General features: G+C 55.4%; 17 protein-coding genes. 10 read left to right on the plus strand and 7 right to left on the minus strand.

All coding sequences use genetic code 11. From position 1 onward, the window contains the following. Window positions 1–41: 41 nt before the first annotated feature. The 3 genes from QRN33_RS10980 to QRN33_RS10990 form a co-directional block, all read right to left on the minus strand. The gene (locus QRN33_RS10980) at window positions 42–2036 is read right to left on the minus strand and encodes a polysaccharide biosynthesis protein (RefSeq protein ID WP_123419100.1); all 1995 of its coding nucleotides are present in this window, start codon (window positions 2034–2036) and stop codon (window positions 42–44) included. Between the two features lie 96 nt (window positions 2037–2132). Then, window positions 2133–3164 (minus strand): MraY family glycosyltransferase, encoded by a 1032-nt coding sequence (locus QRN33_RS10985; RefSeq protein ID WP_285408549.1) that lies wholly within the window; start codon window positions 3162–3164, stop codon window positions 2133–2135. Then, window positions 3161–4132: a UDP-glucose 4-epimerase family protein gene (locus tag QRN33_RS10990; RefSeq protein ID WP_285408551.1), complete on the minus strand. Its 972-nt coding sequence runs from the start codon at window positions 4130–4132 to the stop codon at window positions 3161–3163. The genes QRN33_RS10985 and QRN33_RS10990 overlap by 4 nt, the downstream gene beginning before the upstream one ends. 378 nt (window positions 4133–4510) lie before the next feature. Here QRN33_RS10990 and QRN33_RS10995 point away from each other — a divergent pair, with 378 nt between their 5' ends. The 6 genes from QRN33_RS10995 to QRN33_RS11020 all read left to right on the plus strand — a co-directional run bounded on the left by QRN33_RS10995 (window position 4511) and on the right by QRN33_RS11020 (window position 12046). Beyond that, window positions 4511–5608, plus strand: coding sequence for a DegT/DnrJ/EryC1/StrS family aminotransferase (locus QRN33_RS10995; RefSeq protein WP_285408553.1), 1098 nt, complete (start codon window positions 4511–4513; stop codon window positions 5606–5608). Next, entirely contained in the window at window positions 5605–6549 is a 945-nt protein-coding gene (locus QRN33_RS11000) for a glycosyltransferase family 2 protein (protein ID WP_123419028.1), read from the plus strand. The genes QRN33_RS10995 and QRN33_RS11000 overlap by 4 nt, the downstream gene beginning before the upstream one ends. Then, window positions 6542–7498, plus strand: coding sequence for a WxcM-like domain-containing protein (locus QRN33_RS11005; protein ID WP_285408556.1), 957 nt, complete (start codon window positions 6542–6544; stop codon window positions 7496–7498). Before QRN33_RS11000 ends, QRN33_RS11005 begins: the two co-directional genes overlap by 8 nt. Further along, window positions 7495–7905: a GtrA family protein gene (locus tag QRN33_RS11010; protein ID WP_285408557.1), complete on the plus strand. Its 411-nt coding sequence runs from the start codon at window positions 7495–7497 to the stop codon at window positions 7903–7905. Before QRN33_RS11005 ends, QRN33_RS11010 begins: the two co-directional genes overlap by 4 nt. 10 nt (window positions 7906–7915) lie before the next feature. Then, a complete protein-coding gene (locus tag QRN33_RS11015; RefSeq protein ID WP_285408558.1) occupies window positions 7916–10099 on the plus strand; it encodes a hypothetical protein in 2184 nt (727 codons plus the stop codon). Between the two features lie 192 nt (window positions 10100–10291). Then, window positions 10292–12046: a glycosyltransferase family protein gene (locus QRN33_RS11020; protein WP_285408560.1), complete on the plus strand. Its 1755-nt coding sequence runs from the start codon at window positions 10292–10294 to the stop codon at window positions 12044–12046. Between the two features lie 71 nt (window positions 12047–12117). Here the strand turns inward: QRN33_RS11020 and QRN33_RS11025 are convergent, their stop codons facing one another. From QRN33_RS11025 to gmd, 4 genes are read right to left on the minus strand one after another with little or no spacing between them, the layout of a single operon-like run. After that, window positions 12118–13233, minus strand: a complete 1116-nt coding sequence (locus QRN33_RS11025) for a glycosyltransferase family 4 protein (protein ID WP_285408561.1) — start codon at window positions 13231–13233, stop codon at window positions 12118–12120. Beyond that, the gene (locus QRN33_RS11030) at window positions 13230–14375 is read right to left on the minus strand and encodes a glycosyltransferase family 4 protein (RefSeq protein ID WP_285408562.1); all 1146 of its coding nucleotides are present in this window, start codon (window positions 14373–14375) and stop codon (window positions 13230–13232) included. Before QRN33_RS11030 ends, QRN33_RS11025 begins: the two co-directional genes overlap by 4 nt. Beyond that, window positions 14376–15272 (minus strand): GDP-mannose 4,6-dehydratase, encoded by an 897-nt coding sequence (locus QRN33_RS11035; protein WP_064361513.1) that lies wholly within the window; start codon window positions 15270–15272, stop codon window positions 14376–14378. Further along, window positions 15272–16303, minus strand: coding sequence for a GDP-mannose 4,6-dehydratase (gmd, locus tag QRN33_RS11040; RefSeq protein WP_285408563.1), 1032 nt, complete (start codon window positions 16301–16303; stop codon window positions 15272–15274). The genes QRN33_RS11035 and gmd overlap by 1 nt, the downstream gene beginning before the upstream one ends. A 366-nt stretch (window positions 16304–16669) precedes the next feature. Here gmd and QRN33_RS11045 point away from each other — a divergent pair, with 366 nt between their 5' ends. Genes QRN33_RS11045 through QRN33_RS11060 form a run of 4 tightly spaced genes read left to right on the plus strand, consistent with a single transcriptional unit; the run spans window position 16670 to window position 20294 of the window. Beyond that, a complete protein-coding gene (locus tag QRN33_RS11045) occupies window positions 16670–17494 on the plus strand; it encodes an ABC transporter permease (protein ID WP_285408564.1) in 825 nt (274 codons plus the stop codon). Between the two features lie 12 nt (window positions 17495–17506). After that, window positions 17507–18250 carry an ABC transporter ATP-binding protein gene (locus QRN33_RS11050; protein ID WP_281923351.1) on the plus strand — a complete coding sequence of 248 codons (744 nt, stop codon included), beginning with the start codon at window positions 17507–17509 and terminating at the stop codon, window positions 18248–18250. Window positions 18251–18255: 5 nt separating this feature from the next. Continuing rightward, window positions 18256–19668: an FkbM family methyltransferase gene (locus tag QRN33_RS11055; protein ID WP_285408565.1), complete on the plus strand. Its 1413-nt coding sequence runs from the start codon at window positions 18256–18258 to the stop codon at window positions 19666–19668. Further along, complete coding sequence (locus QRN33_RS11060; protein ID WP_285408566.1) at window positions 19665–20294, plus strand: acetyltransferase; 630 nt, start codon at window positions 19665–19667, stop codon at window positions 20292–20294. Before QRN33_RS11055 ends, QRN33_RS11060 begins: the two co-directional genes overlap by 4 nt. Window positions 20295–20299 lie beyond the last annotated feature (5 nt).

The raw sequence follows: 20299 nt of genomic DNA on the forward strand, positions 1-20299 counted from the left end.
GAGCGATGTCAAAAATGCGTGCGTTACAGAATGTGAAACAATCAAGGCTCGAGGCGGCGTTGCTGGTAAATCCAGTCGACGATGTCGCCGTCGGGTGTATAGCCGCTGACGGTTTCGCGCAGGAGCTGCCGGACGTGGGTGTAGTTGTCGCTATCAACGGCTGACAGCAGTTCGCTTAGCCGAGCTTTCAGTACCTCCCATGGCAGATGGTCTTCATGGGCGCTCATGATCATCGGATGCGGGGTGGCGGCGACGTTATCGCCGATCAACAACTCTTCGTAGAGCTTTTCGCCGGGACGCAGCCCGGTGAACTCGATGGAAATATCGCCTTGCGGATTGCGGTCCGAGCGCACACTCAGACCGGAGAGATGGATCATTTTCTCGGCGAGCTCGACGATCCTCACCGGCTCGCCCATGTCCAGCACGAACACATCGCCACCTTGCCCCATGGAGCCGGCCTGAATCACCAACTGCGCAGCCTCGGGGATGGTCATGAAGTAGCGGGTGATTTTCGGATGGGTAACCGTCAGCGGCCCGCCGGATTTGATTTGGCTGTGGAACAACGGGATCACCGAGCCGGACGACCCCAATACATTGCCGAACCGAACCATGGTGAAGCGGGTTTTGTTGACCCTTGAAACGTTGGACTTGTCGCCAAACAGTACCGGAGCAATCTCGTGACTGAGCGCCTGCAGCACCAGTTCGGCCAGGCGTTTGGTACTGCCCATCACATTGGTCGGGCGTACAGCCTTGTCGGTCGAGATCAGCACGAAATTGGCAACACCCGATTGCAGGGCGGCCTGCGCAGTGTTCAAGGTGCCGATCACGTTGTTCAGCACACCTTCGGCAATATTGTGCTCGACCATGGGTACATGTTTATAAGCGGCGGCGTGATAAACAGTGTCGACGTGCCAGGTTTTCATCACGTCCAGCAGCTTGTGCGGATGGCGCACGGAGCCGAGGATGGGCAGCAGTCTGACCTTTCCCGCCTCCCTGCAACTGCGCTGCTCGAGTTCGGACAGAATGCTGTAGAGATTGAATTCACTGTGATCGAACAACAGTAGCGTGGTCGGTCCCAAGGAAAAAATCTGCCGGCACAGCTCGGACCCGATCGACCCACCGGCACCGGTCACCATGACCACTTTGCCCTTGATGCAGCGCTGGAGCAGGTCCGGTTGCGCCGGCACCGCATCGCGCCCCAACAGGTCAGCAATGTCGACTTCCTGAATATCCTCGACTCTCACCCTGCCACTGGCCAGATCGGTGAAATTCGGCACGCTGCGGATATGCAGAGGAAAACCCTCGAGCAGATTGAGGATTTCCCGCCGCCTGGCCCGGGTGGAGGATGGCAGGGCCAGCAGGATTTCCTGCGCACCGGTGACGTCGATCATTTCCTGAATGTGCTTGGGTTTATAGACATGCAGACCCGAGATCGAACGGTCAGCGATACTGGCATCATCGTCGATGAAAGCCACGGGGCGCATGACCTTGCCCATGCGCAACGCGGCAACCAGCTGATTGCCGGCGACGCCGGCGCCGTAAATGGCGACCTTGGTCAGGCCGTTGTCACGATTGGTGAAGGGCACGTGCTGTGCTGCAGTAAACCAGTCGCCCATGAAGTACTGGCGCATGCACAGGCGCAGTCCGCCGATGATGACCAGGCTCAACCACCAGTAATTGAAGATGATCGAACGTGGGACCACAGCCTCATGGTTGCTGTACCAGTACACGACAACGGCCAGGATCAGCGAAGAGAGACTGACGGCCTTGATGATGGCAATCAGGGCATCATTGCCGAAATAGCGCATGACCGCCCGGTACATACCGAAGCGGATGAACAAGGGAATGGCGACAACGGGTGCGCAGACAAACAGCCAGACATGCACTCTGAACGGGTTATACATGTCATCGATGCCCAGGCGCACGATGAACGCCAGCCACAGGGCTGCCCAGACCAGGACGATGTCCGTTGCCACCTGAATCAGGCGCTTGCGTCGCCTTGGCAATGCGACGAGCCGTTCCCGAACCTTGTCCATCAACTCTTCAAACACTCAGTTTTCTCCCTTCAACTGCTGTATCTCTCTGCGAAACTGCTGGCATGCCCTGCACTGTAAACCCAAATGACAGAACTGTTACCCGCGGATCTCCGAGCTCTTTTCCAGTTCGCCGGCGCGATACCTGATCGCCAGCCACAGCAAAGGAGCATAGGCGACAATAATGCCCACGCTCCCGTCCAGACCGAAATGGATGACGGCCACGGCAATCGGCAACAGCCAAAACATATTGATCACGGCAACGGCAATAGTGACGGGCAGATGACTGCCAAACCGACGAGAGGCATATTGATAGGCATGACTGCGGTGCGCCTCATAAACTTTATCGCCGCGCAGCAGGCGCCGAAACAGCGTGAACGTCGCGTCGACAATGAATACGCCGAGCAGAATCAACCAGCCCCACAGCAGTTCGCCATTCTGTCCTGCCGCCTGGAGCGACAAGCCTCCCAGCACGATACCGAGAAACCCGCTGCCGGCATCGCCCATGAAGATCCTCGCGGGCGGGAAATTCCAGAACAGGAAACCGCCGACGCAAACTGCGAGCAACAGCGGGGCCCATATCAGCTGCGGCCAGCCACCCAGCCAGCCAAGAAGACAGGCGCCGAGGCACACGCAAATGGCTTCGACACTGGCGATACCATCGATGCCATCCATGAAGTTGTAGAGGTTGAGCAGCCAGACCAGATAAAAGACCGCCAGCACATCACCGATAATGCCCAGGTCGACCAGTACGCCCCAAATCCGCAAGGCAGGCAGTCCGCCCATCCACCAGAGCAACCAGATCGCCGCGGCAAAATGCCCCAACAAGCGCCAGCGTGCGGCGATGTGTCCATGGTCGTCCATGAAACCAACCACGGCGACCAGCGTGCCCGCCCCGGCGATGGCCAGAAATGGCGCAAACGTGATCAGATCCCGCCACAGCAGATAAACCAGCGCCACTATGAATGTCAGAACAATCGCCACCCCGCCCCCGCGCGGGGTTGGCACCGAATGCGAGCTTCGCGCGTTGGGAATATCCATCAGACTGCGTGACAGTGCGTAATGGCGCAAAGCCCAGGTCAGCGTGAGGGAGAAAAGCGCGATGATCGCGATGAACCATCCGTAATTCATATTTCGCGAGTATCCAGAAAATGCTGCGCCGTCAGGCTCAAGGCGCGATCAAGGGGCACAGGAGGCACCCAGTTCAATAGTTGGCGGTTCTTGCTGATGTCGACCTGCAGAGAACCGAAGATTCTCTGCGACAGGGCTTCACGCCCCAGCAACCTGGCCACACCGCTCATCAAGCCGACAGGGACCGGCACCAACCGGGCCGGTCTGCCGAGCGCAATGCCAAGCCTGCGCAACAGTTGAGTGGTCGACACATCTTCACCATCACCGGCCAGGAATACCTGGTTTGCAGCGGCCGGGTGCTCGACGCACGTCAGCAAAAGGTCGATCAGATTGTCCAGCCCCAGCAGGCTGCGTCGGTTGTCGACAGTACCGAATGGCAGCGGCACGCCTCGAACGAGCCAGCGCATCATGCCGAGGAAATTGGCTTTGACCCCAGGCCCGTAAACCAACACCGGTCGAATGATCACGACTTCCATGCCAGTCTCCTTCGCCAGCGCCTGCAACACCTGCTCCGCCTCGTATTTCGAGATACCGTACGGATCGACTGGAGCAGGTACATCGTCGGCGCAATACGGCCGGCCCGGCGGAGTACCTTCGCCATTGACCTTGATCGAACTGACGAAGATGAAACGCCGCACTCCGGCCGCCGCAGCTTGCCGGGCAAGATCCAGCGTGCCTTGGACATTGACCTGACGAAACGCTGCCAGCGGATCAGCAGCCACCTCGTTCATGACGTGCACCCGGGCCGCCGCATGAATGACGCAATCGACGCCCTGCAACGCTTCCGACAGATCCTGCCCGCTGCCAAGACCGGACCACTGGATCGGACGCATGCGAGGGTCGACGGCCGTTTCGGCGCGGCGCAGAGGGGCCACGACACGGCAGTCGGCTGACGCGAGCAATTGCCCGATCAATGCCCGGCCCACGAAACCGTTGCCACCCGTTACCAGAAATGTCTTGGTGCTCATGGGCGACCCTTGAAGGAATGAATACTGCAAACACACTGCAGCGACGCTGTTGCGATGGCGGAACCGCGCTTGTGGCACGACCCCAGGAAATCCGATCGGCTATCTACACGAGGCGGGCAGTTTATTGAATCGTCGACGTCATAGCCACTTCTGTGGCGATAGCAATGCTGCACGCTGCATCCCCCGCAAAGCCCGGCACTGGCGCTAATTGCACTTTGCTGTTGGAGCGGACTCAGGGTACGGATAGAATCCGTGCGGAAAAGTGATCGGAGCGCTCGCCGCTACTGGATTTTCAGATCCGTCATCACGCCAAATCTCGGCTAACACCGGCCAAAATCAAGATAGCAGACGCCTTTTGCTTCGAAATGGAGAGCACCCATGCAACAGATCAACAACCTCGCAGCGAAGATCGACAAGTTCAAGTCGCAGATTAATGCTTCGGTGCAGCGCGTGGTCGACAGCGGGTGGGTGGTTTTAGGACCGGAAGTCAAACGCTTTGAAACGGCATTCGCAGAGTATCTGCAGGCTGGCCATTGCGTCAGCGTCGCCAATGGAACCGACGCCATCGAGCTGGCGCTCAAGGCACTCGGTGTCGCTGAAGGCGATCAGGTCGCTACAGTGGCCAATGCCGGCATGTACACCACCACATCGGTACTGGCCATCGGCGCCACTCCGCTGTTCATGGATGTTGACCTGGACACTCATGTGGTCACATTGGCGAGCGTCCAACAAGCGATCGAAGCCGGGGCCAAGGCCGTAGTCGTCACCCATCTGTACGGGCTGGCAGTGCCGGACATCAAGGCCATCGCCGCGTACTGCGCGGCGCACAAGGTTGCTCTGCTGGAAGATTGCGCCCAGGCTCATGGCGCCGAGCGCGATGGTCAGCGGGTGGGTACCTTCGGGGACGCTTCCAGTTTCAGCTTCTATCCTACGAAGAATCTCGGCGCCCTGGGCGACGGCGGCGCTGTCGTGACCAATTCGGCTGCGATAGCCCAGCGTGTGGCGCAATTGCGTCAGTACGGCTGGTCCTCCAAGTACTGCGTGGAGCTCGCGGGCGCCCGCAATAGCCGCCTGGATGAAATGCAGGCAGCCATCCTGTCCGAGTTCCTGCCGCACCTCGATGAGGGCAATGCCCGCCGTCGCGAAATTGCCCAACGCTACCGCACCCAGATCCAGCACACAGAGGTCAGCCATGCGCAGGATGCAGGCCTGGCCTCGGTCGCCCATTTGTATGTGATCAAGTCCTCGAAGCGCGACGCCCTGCAGCAGCACTTGCGTCAGGCGCAGATCGCCTCCGACGTGCACTATCCGATTCCCGACTACAAACAACCGGTGTTCGGTGAGCAGTTTGCCGGCCTGAGCCTGGCCAATACCGAACAACTGGCATCGCTGATCCTGACGCTGCCCTGCTACCCGGAAATGAGCGATGAAGAAGTCGGCAGCGTCATTGCTGCGGTCAATGGATGGGCTGCATGAGATATTCGGTCATCGTCCCGGTCTATAAAAACGCGGATTCCATCCCCCGGCTGATCCAGGCGCTGACGGACATGAACACCACCCTCGAGAACCAGCTCGAGGTGGTATTCGTCGTGGACGGCAGCCCTGACGATTCGTTTCTGCTGCTCAAACAGGCTTTGGGCGCAATGAGCTTTTCCGCACAATTGCTGGCCCACTCGCGCAACTTCGGTTCGTTCCCCGCCATACGCACCGGCCTGATGGCTGCCAAGGGTGATTATTTCGGTGTGATGGCCGCTGATCTGCAAGAGCCGCCAGAACTCCTGATCAACTTTTTCAGGTCGCTGGCCAACGATGAATGCGACGTCGCCATCGGTACGCGCAACGCCCGCCAGGATCCGTTTTCCAGTCGGATGGCGTCATCGATTTTCTGGGGCCTGTATCGCCGCCTGGTGGTGCACGACATGCCAGCAGGAGGGGTCGACATCTTCGGCTGCAACAAAGCGTTTCGCGAGCAGCTGCTGCAGTTGAACGAGTCGCGCTCGTCGCTGATTGCGCTTATTTTCTGGCTCGGCTTTCGGCGCAAGTTCATCGAATACGAACGGCAGACACGCCTGGAAGGCAAATCGGCATGGACCTTCAAGAAGAAGCTCGAGTACATGATGGACAGTGTGTTCGCGTTTACCGATTACCCGATCAGACTGCTCACACGCATGGGCGCCATGGGTTCGCTCATTTCGCTGTTCATCGGTTTCATGGTGATCGTTGCGAAGTTGTCTGGAGCTATCGAGGTGCCAGGATATGCCGCCACAATGCTGGTGGTGCTCTTGTTGGGCACACTCAATCTTCTCGGCCTGGGACTCGTGGGCACCTATGCCTGGCGCGCCTACGAAAACAGCAAGCAGCGACCGCTTGCCATCGTCTGCATGAAACTCGACAACAAGGAACATTCCAATGACTGAGCCATTCATCCACGCCAGCGCCGATGTAAAGAGTTCGAAGATCGGCAAGAACACACGCATCTGGCAATACGTTGTGGTCTTCCCGGACGCGGTGATTGGTGACGACGTCAACGTCTGCTCGCATTCACTGATTGAAAATGACGTGGTCATCGGTGATCGCACCACCATCAAGTCCGGTGTCTACGTGTGGGACGGCTTGCGGATCGGCTCCGACGTATTCATCGGCCCGAACGCCACGTTCACCAACGACAAGTTCCCACGCTCCAAGGTGTACCCGGAGTCGTTTTCGCAGACGGTCATTCAGGACGGCGCCTCGATTGGTGGCGGCGCGGTCATTCTGCCTGGCGTCACCATCGGTACCGGCGCAATGGTGGGCGCAGGTGCGGTCGTTACCAAATCCGTACCTCCGTACGCCATCGTGACCGGCTCTCCGGCCCGTATAACAGGTTACGTGGAAAACTCCGCATCCAGTGATGCAACCAAGACTCCTGCCGTCAAAACCCAGGAGCAGGATGATGCGGTAGTGCGTATCGGCGTCGGCGATGTCACCACCCACCGCTTCAAATACATTGCGGACATGCGCGGCGACCTCTCCGTGGGTGAGTTCCACAAGGAAATCCCGTTTACCCCCAAGCGTTATTTTCTCGTGTTCAATGTCCCGAGCCAGAAGACCCGCGGCGAGCATGCCCACCACAAGTGCCACCAGTTTTTGATCTGCGTGAAGGGCAGCTGCGCAGTGGTAGTCGACGACGGTACCAACCGAGCAGAAGTGATGCTCGATGCTCCGAACAAGGGCATCTACTTGCCGCCACTGACGTGGGGCATTCAGTACAAGTACTCGCACGATGCAGTACTGCTGGTGTTCACTTCGGACTACTACGAAGCTGACGACTACATTCGTGACTATTCGGATTTTGTAAAAATCACTTCGAAAAAAGCACCACTGTGATCGCACTTAAAGACAGCCCTCAAGTTCGCCGCTGGATCAGTTTTCTGATCGGCGGCGGTTTGAATACAGGGCTTACTTACTGCCTTTACCTGCTGCTGAGCCTGTGGATCAACTACCAGGTTGCTTACGCAATCGCTTATGCAGCAGGAATAATCTTTGCTTATTTTTTCAATTCGAAAATAGTGTTCAAGGTGGATCGCTCCTGGATTGGCATGGCCATCTACCCAAGCATCTACCTTCTGCAATATGCCATCGGTGCCCTCCTGCTCAACGTTCTGGTCGAGCGCCTGCATTTAAATAAAGCCATTGCCCCGATAATCGTCATATTGCTCTTGCTGCCGTGCAGCTACCTCTTGAACAAATTCGTCCTGAAGATCACTCATAAAACAAGACTGTCACGAGACTAACAGGCGTTAAATGACCATCAGCACTCAACCCCAGTCATGTTCGGCGCGACAGGTTTCTCATGACAAAAAACTAAATTGGTTTGCTCATACCGCACCCGCGGCATTGATCGTCCTCTTCATGTGGCTGCCCTTCGGATTTACATTGACAGGGCTGCTTGAAGAATGGGGCGTCATTGGGTCATTCAGCAGAGTGGGAGTGTTTTTCCTGACCGATGCGTCCAGCGCGATGCCCGCGCACGCACTGCGACCACTCACCATTTTCCCTCACGCCGTTGCCTACAGCCTCGATCCAAACTCGTTTGACTATTGGCATGTTCTGCTGATCATTGCGCTGATATTGAAAGGCCTGTCCATCAGTATCATCGGGACACGTATCACCGGCGCACTCAAGTGGGGAATGCTGGCCAGCGTGTTGATCATCGTGTTTCCCGCTGACACCATGCAGCTGTCGTTCAGATCGATTCACATCAATTGGGCGTTCAGTCTGACGCTACTAGCCAGCGCCGTATTCCTGCAGGCGCTCGAGCAAAAGAACAAGTGTCGATCCTTCGCACTCAGTACTTGCGCCAGCCTGCTGCTCGGGGCAGGTTGTGCAATGTACGAAGTGGCATTACTGCTGGCCGTGATTCCGGCGTTGGTGATCTTGATCCAGATCGGTCTGCGTGGAGTTGCCCCCCACCTCAAAGCATTCTACGGACAACACCTGATCTGGGCCGCAGCACCGATTGCCTATGTCGCCTATGTCCTTCACACACTACCACTGGTACAGAGCTACCAAAGCGCCGTGGTGGGTGACAGCGCTTTCCATTCCTTCATCCAGAACTTCTCAAAGATATTCAGCCTGGGTGTACAGCGAAGCGTTCTGGGCGGCTGGATCGATGCGTGGAAAATCACTTACTTTGAAATCAGCAGTTACTGGTACCTGGCGATCGCCACTGCAATCCTCCTGGTCATCATCGCCGCTGTGAACAAAAGATCCATACACAATGCAAACCCAGGGCTGGAGCGTTCACAAAACCGGATCCTGCCTGCACGCATGGCTGTCACAGGCCTGATCCTTATTTGCCTGGGATACCTGCCGTTTATTTTCAACCCCGCACACATGGCCGTCAGTCAGAGAACGTTCCTGTATGCCGCACCGGGCGCCATCCTGGTACTTCTCGCGTCATTCCTGATTGTCCATCGATACTCGAAAATCGCCACCACCGCCCTCTCGGCGTTGCTGATTTTCACGGGCCTGGGAGCCCAGCTATTCCAGTTTCAGCACTACATTGATATTTCAAAGAGGCAGCAGTCAGTTCTTAACGATATTGCCTACAACTTCGACGGCAACGCTCTCAACAAAACCGTACTGATCCTCGATTATTCCAATGAACTGAATCATGACTGGATGTTCCTCAACCCTGATTTGAGCGCCATACTTTTTCACGTGTACGGCAAACCGGTCGACACCGTGGAAATTTGTTATATGCCCAGTCACGAATGGCAACAGACGGATCCGCTGCAGCGCAAGGGCACGTGCGAGGAAACCGAGGACGGCTGGACACTCAACTACCCCGTTCCATTTGACTCGGCTGCGCCTGCCAGCAAAAAACTCTCCCGGGCGCAGGTCATCACCATCGCCGTCGGCAATGGGAAAACCGAACCCGCAAACACTGAACTGCAAGCCTGGCGTCTGCAACTGGATGCCAGCACCTCGCTCACAGGCGCCCGCCTTCGAGGCATCACCGAGACGCATCCCTGGTTCGACTTTTTGAGATTCCGTAATCGCAGCCAGGATGAGTATTACTGGGACTTCGGCAGATGGTGGAGCATGGCCCCGCCTATTGCAGGCTCGGGCTGGAGAAACACCGAATGGAAAACCAGGCGTTTTACACACACCGCCACAGCCTGGAAAATCGCCCCGCGTTCATCACTCAATTTTTATCTGACACCGGCCCCCGAGCCTTACGCCATTAGCGGCCTGTTCAATGACTTTGCCAATGAAAAGATTCGAGCTGAAATGCAGGTACTGGTAAATGGCACGGTTATTCCCGTGCAATGGCGTGCAGACGGCAGTTTCGAGGGTGGCCTGAAACCGGAACTGCTTAGATCGGGCCGCAACGTAATAGAGTTCGTATCGACTGTAGACAACAACCACGATGGTCTTGCGGCCAGACTGGACTGGGTACGGATCGCCAAACGACCCCATTGATCCACCCTCACAAAAACGATTGCGACGCCCCGCACGGTGCACAAAGGAGGAGTTGTATCACCTCCCCTTTGTGGAAAAGCTGGCATCGGAAGAAACGCCACCTCAATGACTTCGGCAGTCGAAGCGCAATACCACTGAGCGAGACCACGACTGCCACTCCAAGAATGAAAATCTACATACCAAGGGAATTTAATGGATAACCGAAGCTTGTTACTGATAGCCCGCTCCGAGTGGAAATATTTGCTCGCCGGAAGCATTGCCTCAGTTGCACTCGCCTGCCTCACCTTGTTTGGCTGGCCAAATTTTCTGCCGATTTCGATACACCAGCCATACCTGTACGCCGGCGATGGGCTTGCGATCGATTGGCTGGCCCAGAGAGCAACTGAAGGCTGGATATTCGACAACCCGAGGAGCGGCTTCCCGTTCGGATCAAATTTTCTGGACTATCCAGGGTCGGACACTGGTAATTTTCTGATACTCAAAGCACTGGGAATCCTTACGGGCTCTGCCATACCGGCCGTGAATATTTATTTTCTGCTGAGTTTTCCTACGACCTTTCTGGCGACGTTCGTCGTACTTAGATACTTCAATATCAGACGCTCATTCTCCATAAGCTTTGCGCTGCTCTTTACTTTCGCCCCTTTTCATTTCACCCGCTTCTTTTATGGCCACCTGCTGTATATGTGGTACTTCAGCGTTCCCCTGTTTTATTACTACGGCCACAAGATATCGACCGGGGTCAAGCTGTTCGACCTCCGTCGCCCGGCAGGTGTCGCATCGCTACTTTTTGCGATTGCGATCCTCAGTTCGTTCGGTGTGTACTTTGCTTTTTTCGGGGCGCTGATATTAGTCGTCTGTGCTATTCAAGGCAGCATTCGTGAGACCTCGGTGAAACCGCTTATAGCAGGCGCGTTGTTTTCATTTGCAATTTTTACCGGGGTAGCCGCCAATCTTGCACCCAATATCATTGATCGTATCGTTTCCGCACCCAACCCCGAAGTCGCACAACGCCTCGCCATAGAAACAGAAATATTCAGTCTGAAAACCATGCACCTGTTACTGCCTCAACCAGAACACAGAATTAGTGCACTCGGTACTTCTACAGCGAATTATCAAGCGTTGTTCCCCCTTTCAAACACCACTTCCTACTTGGGCATCATGGGGATACTGGGTCTACTCGCAGTGCTTTTTTCGATCGTGAAGTCACTCGCCGGAAGAACCATTGACCCTCGCGCAGGCTTCGCCGCAGTCATCGTGCTAGCGATTATCCTGATAGCATCCCCTGGCGGGTTCAGTGTAATTTTCTCAATGCTCGTTACGCCTGCCATCAGAGGCTGGGATCGCATGGCGATTTTCGTCAACTTCGGCTGCCTGTTGGCGCTTGCAGTGGTTCTCAGCGAAAATAAAAAATGCAAGCAATTGATCGATAGCGCCCGACATGCGCCACTGGCTCTTGCTTCGATCATCCTGGTTATCGGCATTCTGGATCAGACACCCGCATCCTACCGCGCAAAAATCGATGGAGCGTTCGCTGTTTACCAGGTCGATTCGACATTCATCAAACAGATAGAAAGCACACTCCCCGTAGCGTCCGCCGTCTACCAACTCCCTTACATCGGCTTCCCCGAATCTCCGCCGAAACACATGTTATCGGTGTATACGCCAGGCTCAGGCTTCATTAACTCAGAGAAGCTTCGCTGGAGTTTCGGCGGAATGAAGGGACGGGAAGGAGATTTGTATTATCGGGAACTAGAGAAGAAAACAGCTTCTGAGCAGCTTGAAGCAGTCAAAAAGATGGGGTTTGCCGCGATCTACATTGATACGCGCGGCTATGTCGACGGGGCCAGCTCGCTGATCAAAGACTTCACCGCACTTTTGGGAGCGCCCGCCCTGGTGCGCGCAGATGGCGCGGTAGTTTTGTTTAGAATACCTGCCAACGCTCAATAATTTTAAACCTGGTCAATGACAACAAGGATCGTTGTCATGACTGATGCGTGGCAATCACGAGCGCATTCGCTCTATTGGCCGCAGATCCTGCGATACAGTGCGGCGTAGGCGGTCACCATCTTCTCAGCCGAAAACACTTCATCATAACGCTGCTTGGCTCGACGCCCCATTTGTTCAACCATCGCAGTGTCATTCCACAGCCTGTTCATGGCCTCAGCCAGTGCGACAGCATCACGCGGCGGAACTACCAGCCCGGTATCACCGGCAATGTTGATATAGGTCGTTCCCGAGCCGATCTCGCAGGAAATAAGCGGCTTGCCAAACATGGCAGCCTCAAGCAGCGAGATACCGAATGATTCGGAGCGAAGATGCGATGGAAAGACGAACGCATGGCACAGCGACAATAACGCTGCCTTGTCGTCATCCCCCAGCCCCCCCAGGAAATGTACATTCGACAGCTCTAGACGCTGAGCCTGATCCTTGAGCTCAGCTTCCTGATGCCCGCCACCCAGAATGACCACCGGTAGTCCGGTGATTTTTGCCGCGTCAAGCAGGTAGTCCAGCCCCTTGTAATAACGCAACGCGCCTACAAAGAGGAAAAATTTCGAGCCGAGTCTGTTGCGCCAGTAAGCAAGCTTTTCTTCCGATACTGAGGGATATGTTGTGCTGTCCAATCCATAAGGAATGATCTCGACTTTATCGCGGAAGCGCGACAGCACCGGACTGCTTTGCACATAGTTCGGTGAAGACGCGACGATGCAATCGACACTCGAAAGGAAGCAGTTCATCAACGGCTGATACAACTTAAGCAACGTCTTCTGCTTAACGATATCGGAGTGGTAACTGACCACAGAAGGCTTGCCATGGCGAGTCGCAAAATGAACCAGATCCATATAAGGCCACGGGAAGTGGAAATGCACCACATCAGCCTCTTGGGCCAATGCGGAAAAGTCCTTGAACGCGGACAGAGAGAATCCCGTCGAGGCAACATGCATATCCAGCCTGGAGCGATGGGTCAGGTGATTACCCACTGTTTCATTACGAGCAGCGCCCCGTTCACTGAGGTACAGCACTTCTGAGGAAAACCCGTGTTCCGCGCCGCCTTGGGCTATCTGGAAAATGACCTGCTCGATCCCGCCCATCGTTTCCGGGTAATAGGTTTTGAAGAAGTGCAGAACCTTGATCATTTGGCGTCGATAACCTTTTGGTAGACCTGCAGCGTTTCTCGAGCACAACGCTCCCAGGAAAAGCCTTGAGCGTGCTTCATTCCCTTGATGACAGCGGCATCGCGCCAACACTGATCGGTCAGCCCGCGCTCGATAAGACCGGTCAGCGCTTCGACGTCCAGCGCGGCGCACATCAGCGCAGCATCACCCGCCACCTCAGGCAGCGATGAACTATTGGAGCAGACCACCGGCACCCCGGAGCTCATGGCTTCCAGAACCGGTAGACCGAAACCTTCATAGAGCGACGGAAACGCGAACAGACGTGCACCGGCAAACAGCAGGGGCAAGTCTGCGCTGGGGACGAATCCGAGATAGTGCGCCCAGCCTTCTCGCCTGGCGCTTTCGAGCTTCTCGTGAATCGCGTCGTTGCGCCAGCCGTGATACCCGGTAAGGATCAACGGCCAACGGGTTCGCAATGCAAGGGGCAATCGACCATAGGCGGCGAGTAAGGTCTCGATGTTCTTGCGTGGCTCGATCGTACCGACAAAAAGCGTGTAGCCATCGGGCTTTAAGCCATGGCGTGCAAGCACCTCGCGAAGCTCGTGCGGCGCGCGAGGATAGAACTCCGGAGAGCTGGCCAGCGGCACAGTATGGATTCGCTCGATGGGCCAGGAAAAATAGCTGGCCAGTTCCTGTCGCGTGAACTCCGAATCAGTGATCAGGGCATCAGCCCTGACCAGTGTGGTTTTCAGCTCTTTTTGCAGGTAACGGACTAACTGCGGCGCGTGACAATGCGCCCAGGTGAAGGGCGACAGGTCGTGGAACGTCGCCACGCTGCGCCCGGCAAAAGGCGGCAGATAATAATTGGGACTGTGGTAGAGAAAATCCCCGTGACCTTTCAGGGCAGCCTTGCGCAACATCGGCATCAATAGCCGATAAGCTTCTACTGCCAGAAAGTTCTTCTGCACCGCACGCTTCAAGCCGTAACCACTGCCTGACTCATTGGCAGCTGTGGGAAGTTCGGGCAGAAAACGTCGGCCGGCAAAAAATTGCAGGTCGGTAATTTCAGGACTTTGCTGAAGTCTCAGCGCAAGTTCATAGGTATAGCGGCCGATGCCAGTCAGCGGAAAGCGGATCGGCTCAACTGAAAGAACTAGCTTCATTTATTCCGCCGCAAGCATCCAGCTCAGAGTTTCTTCCAGCCTTGGCGTGTCCCAGCCCTGGACCAGCTCGCAAAGACGTGTATTGTCGCCGCACAGGATTTTGACTTCGTTGGCTCGGACGAACGCCGGGTTCACTTCGACTGCAAGTTGATGCCCCGTGATAGCCGAACACATGTCGATCACTTCACGCAGGGAATGACTTTTGCCCGAACTCACATTGACCGTCTGGCCAACAGGCCGCGCCTCGATCAAACCGCGATAAGCCTTGACCACTGCACGCACATCACTGAAGTCGCGAGATACATCAAGGTTGCCCAGCTCGATCTTGTCCGCACGCTGGCGGAAATGAGCGACGATCTTCGGCAGCAGAAAGCTCTCGGCCTGGCCGACACCGGTGTAATTGAAAGGACGTGTCACCACTATCGGCAAGCGGTTATGCCAAAGACTGGCCATGTATTCCATGGCCAGTTTGCTGACTGCGTAATCGTTGGCCGGTGCTGGCGGTGTGGTTTCACTGAGCAAACCCGCCGAAGCATTGCCATAGACATTGGCACTGCTTGCCAGCAGCACGCAGTCCGGCACCTTGCCACAGGCTGCGACGGCTTCCAGCAGGTGACGGGTGCCGATGAGATTGACGCGGTAAAAGGTATCGGCCGCACCATGTGCCACAAAGGCGAGTGCGGCCAGATGAATTACCACGTCGGGTTGAATAGTTGCCAGTAACTCGCGCAAGGCAGGACCGTCGGCCAGATCAACCTGATAATAGCCAGGTTCATCCGACGGCTGTGTACCCATCCCTATCACTTCATAGCCACCGGCTTTCAGCTCAGCAGCCATGTACCGCCCGGTGAAACCTTGAATACCTGTGATCAACGCGCGTTTACCGGCAATACTCATCAGAACGAAAACCCTTTCTCATTTCGACGCAGATCCGCTTCGACCATCATGCGGCACAGCTCTTCAAGCGTGGTTTTTGGCTCCCAACCCAGCGCCGCTTTGGCTTTGGCAGGGTTGCCGATCAACAGCTCGACTTCGGTAGGACGGTAGAATTTCGGATTGATCGTGACCAACACCTTGCCAGTTGCCAGGTCTGTGCCCTTCTCGTCTTCAGCCGCACCGCTCCAGGCCAGATCGATCCCGACCGCTTTGAACGCCATGGTAACGAAGTCACGCACGGTTTCGGTACGGTTGGTTGCCAAGACGAAGGTGTCCGGCTCATCGGCCTGCAGCATGCGCCACATACCTTCGACGTATTCTTTGGCAAAACCCCAGTCGCGCTTGGCGTCCAGATTGCCGAGTTCCATCTTGTCGAGCAGGCCCAGCTTGATCTTCGCCACGGAGTCGGTGATCTTGCGGGTAACGAACTCACGACCACGCAACGGGGACTCGTGGTTGAACAGAATGCCACTGGTCGCAAAAATCCCGTACGACTCGCGATAATTGATGGTCATCCAGTGTGCGTACAGCTTGGCTACACCGTATGGACTGCGCGGGTAGAAAGGCGTGCTTTCGATCTGAGGAATGGCCTGTACCTTGCCGAACATTTCGGAAGTCGAAGCCTGATAGAAACGCACCTTCGGGTTGACGATGCGAATCGCTTCCAGAAGGTTCACGCAACCCATACCGGTAATGTCACCGGTGGTCAGTGGCTGATCGAAAGACACCCCCACGAAGCTCTGGGCTGCAAGGTTATACACCTCTGTGGCCTCAGTGGTTTGCAGCAGACGAATGCTGGCCGACAGATCAGTCAGGTCATATTCAACCAAATGCAGATTGGGATGCTTTTCAATACCAAGCTCCTCAATTCGCCAGAAATTGACAGAACTGGTTCGACGGTAGGTACCATAAACCGTGTAACCCTTTTCCAGCAGCAGTTCCGCCAAGTAGGCGCCGTCTTGCCCAGTAATGCCAGTAACGATAGCTTTCATGCGAATCCTCTAATCTCCATTTTAGTGCCTTGGCAGGCCCTGTTGTGTCGTGTGCGCGATTGTGCTCTGTTCAACAGAGCCACAAATTCTTGCAGATCATACAGATTGCGGGCTTGAACGACGATACCCAGCTACTTTCAACACGTAACAGTATACGTGCGCGTTTACGGCCTGACCGCGATCAGACTCGCAACCGGATACCTGAGACCCCAGCCTGCACGACCCAGCAAGCTTTGCATCCTCATCATAAAAATCAAGAACTTGAAGACCAGGCATAGATACCCGATATTGTGCGCCCAATCGAGCGAAGAAATAATGTACAAAGAGTGACACTCTCCGCCCTCCAGCCTAAAATGGCGTGTTTTTTTGATCAATAATCTGGTGCTATTAATGCGCAATGGTTCAGTAGGTATCGCCGTGTCGGATATCATCGCCGCGACAAGACGGTACGCTTTAGTAGGGATGCTAGGCTGGCAAGACGTCCGGCAGCGCTATAGAAGGTCAGCTCTGGGTCCGTTTTGGCTGACCATCAGCATGGGCGTCATGATCGGCACCATCGGTGTGGTCTTCGGTCAGATTTTCAACTCTCCCATGCAAGAGTTTCTGCCGTTTCTGGCCATCGGCATGATTCTCTGGAGCTTCATGTCCACGGTAATCGGTGAAGGCTGCACCGGTTTTATCGCAGCTGAAGGCATCATCAAACAACTGCCGATACCTCTGTTCGCGCACATCATGCGAATGATCTGGCGCAACATATTGATCCTCGGACACAACATTGTGATTTTCCCGCTGGTGTTGTTGGCCGTCGGCAAGCCTCTTACCTGGCTGGCGCTGATCAGCATTCCGGGCTTCCTGCTCGCCTTGCTCAACCTTACGTGGATTGCATTGCTGCTGGGCGTCCTGTGCGCGCGCTATCGTGATCTTCCACAGATTGTCGCAAGCTTGTTACAAGTAGTGTTCTACCTCACGCCAATCATGTGGATGCCCAGCCTGCTACCACAGCGAGCCGGACTGTACCTGCTCGACCTGAACCCGGCCTACCACATCATGTCTGTGGTTCGCTCGCCTCTGATCGGCGAGTTACCAACCGCGACCAACTGGTGGGTTTCCTTGGCCATGGCCGCCATCGGCTGGGCCGTTGCGCTCGTGGTATATGGTCGCTACAAGCGCCGCATCGCCTACTGGCTCTAAGAAGAATTACTAATGTCCTTGATCGAATTCAAAAATGTTTGCGTGGATTTCCCTATCTACAACGCCAATGGGCGCTCGCTGAAAAAGCGCCTGATACAGGTCGCCACCGGCGGACAGCTGGGTTCAGACGAGCAAGGCCGCGTGGTTGTCCGTGCTCTCGAAGACTTGACGTTCACTCTGCGCGATGGTGATCGGGTCGGCCTGCTTGGGCACAATGGCGCTGGCAAAAGCACCCTTTTGCGCCTGCTCAGCAGCGTCTACGAGCCTTCTTCGGGCACTGCACTGATCGAAGGTGATATCGGCTCTCTGATCGATATTTCTCTAGGCATTGACCCAGAGGCCACCGGCCGGGAAAACATTTTCCTGCGTGGTGGGATTCTCGGAATGACCAAGTCAGAGATAACCGAAAAGCTTGACGAGATCATCGAGTTTTCCGAGCTGGGCGATTTCGTCGACATGCCGATTCGCACCTACTCCTCAGGTATGCATCTTCGATTGGCTTTCGCGGTTTCAACCATCATCAAACCTCAAATCCTGTTGATGGATGAATGGCTCTCGGTCGGTGATGAAGGCTTCAAGCACAAAGCTGAAATCCGCATGAACGAACTGGTGAAATCGACGAATATTCTGGTAATCGCCAGCCATTCGCGCGAACTGGTAATGCACACCTGCAATCGAGTGCTGTGGCTGGAACACGGAAGGATAAAGATGGACGGCGACCCGACGACCGTCACTGCCGCGTATTTCGGAGCTTGAAGCAAATGAACAGCATTAAGCGCAATGGTGTGGATATAGAGGCAGCTTTTAAAAACGCCTCCATACAGCGGCTCTCAAATGCCCGAACCGCTACCAGCGAAAGCCTGCCTGAGACGAACATCGAGCATCCGGAAGCGAGCCTGATTGAGTCAACGCTCACTCATCCGGACTCCAGCCCCATGCACGATCTGGCTGGAAGTCCGAGTTGGAGCCTGATATTGAAGCATCGCACCAAGCAGACCCTTCGCAGGTTTGCCCGTGCATCCTTTCGTTTGACCAGGCCGTTTGCGCGCCCGGTGCTCGCGCGCATGCGCACTTACTTCATTTCATCTATCAGGCAGGAAATACTCCACGAGTTCAGCAAGCTTCAGGAGCAGCAACATCAGCAAATCGAGCATAGCGCACGATTGAATGCACAACGGCTCCATCAGCACGAGCAGATCGTATTGGAGCTTAAACGGCTTATGCATGCTTCGAAAGTTCAGACATCTTTCACGCAGAAACTTCTATCCACCCAGGAGGAAAACCTGCAGAAGCTCGAAAATCTGGATGTTGCGGAGAACATCAACAAACCCCAACTTGATCGGATTGAGCAATACGCACTTCTCGATGCCAATCGCGTCGCCATCAATTGCGGCCCGGACGAAACATTGGTCAAGACAGCCGTTGGCTACGTGCTCTGCGGATCCACGGATCATGCGTTGCTGACTTGCCTGCTACAAGCCGGCGAGCTGGAGACAGGCACGCGCCTGCTGATTCAACGCCTGGTCAAGCCTGGTGACGTCTATGTAGATATCGGAGCAAACATCGGTCTTCACTCGATCGCTGCTGGACGCGCGATGGAGGGTCAGGGAAAGATCTTCGCATTCGAGCCATTTACGCCAACGCGTGAACTGCTGGAAAAGAACCTGTGGCTCAATGGCCTGTCTGCCATGAGCGAAGTGTCTCAATTCGCGCTTTCGGATCACGCTGGTAGCGAAAAACTGCACCTTGGCGCCACCAGCGGGCACCACTCGCTGTATGAGCTGGACAATCCATCTTTCGTTGCCACGACTACCGTGGACATCACCACCATCACCCTTGACGATGCCTTGCCCAAAGGTCAGCCGGTCAATCTGCTGAAAATTGATGCTGAAGGTGCCGAGATAGATATCATCAGCGGCGCAAGAAATCTGCTTGCCGCCAATCCTCATATCCTCTTGATCGTCGAGCTCGGCATTCCTCATCTGAAAAAGAATGCACTCCGTCTGGAAGATTGGCTGGGCCGCTTTACCGATCTGGGACTTACCTATCGGGTCATCAATGAGGAAACCGGCGAACTTGAGACCTGGTCTATTGAGCAATTAGCCAATATTGACTCAGTCAATTTGTTGTTTTCATCCCCCGATTCGCTGAAAGCTGGAGGGCTGGCGGCATGAAAAATGACATCATTGTCGTCGGGGCTGGTGGCCATGCGAAGGTCTGTATCGAATTGCTGCAAGCACGGGGCGATAACATCGCCTACTGCGTCGGAAACCCCGACAGCCCGGACACCTGCCTGGGCATTCCGGTTCTTAAAAGCGACGACCACCTCATTGCATTGCGCGAAGAGGGATATGAGCGGGTTTTCATTGCTATCGGCTCCAATCCGGTGCGTAACAAACTCGCAAAAAAAGCCGTCGAATGCGGATATCACCTGGTGAATGCAGTCAGCCCTGCGGCCGTTGTCTCACCCTCGGCATCGCTGGGCGTCGGCATAGCCATCATGGCTGGAGCGGTAGTCAATGCCGAGACACAAATCGGTGACCTGTGCATCGTCAACACGGGTGCCACCATCGACCATGACTGCGTGATTGGGCAAGCGGTACACATTGCTCCGCAATGCGCACTCGCGGGCAATGTTCAAGTAGGTAATCTCAGCTTTGTCGGCGTGGGCAGCAAAATCATTCCCGGGATCCACATTGGGGACTCGGTCATGGTGGGAGCTGGAAGCGTTGTGATATCGAATATCGGGCCAGCAACAACAGTTGTCGGTGTGCCAGCCAAAGCTTTACATAAAATTTGAAGGAA

This window comes from Pseudomonas sp. FR229a (assembly GCF_030209115.1).
Lineage (GTDB): Bacteria > Pseudomonadota > Gammaproteobacteria > Pseudomonadales > Pseudomonadaceae > Aquipseudomonas > Aquipseudomonas moraviensis_A.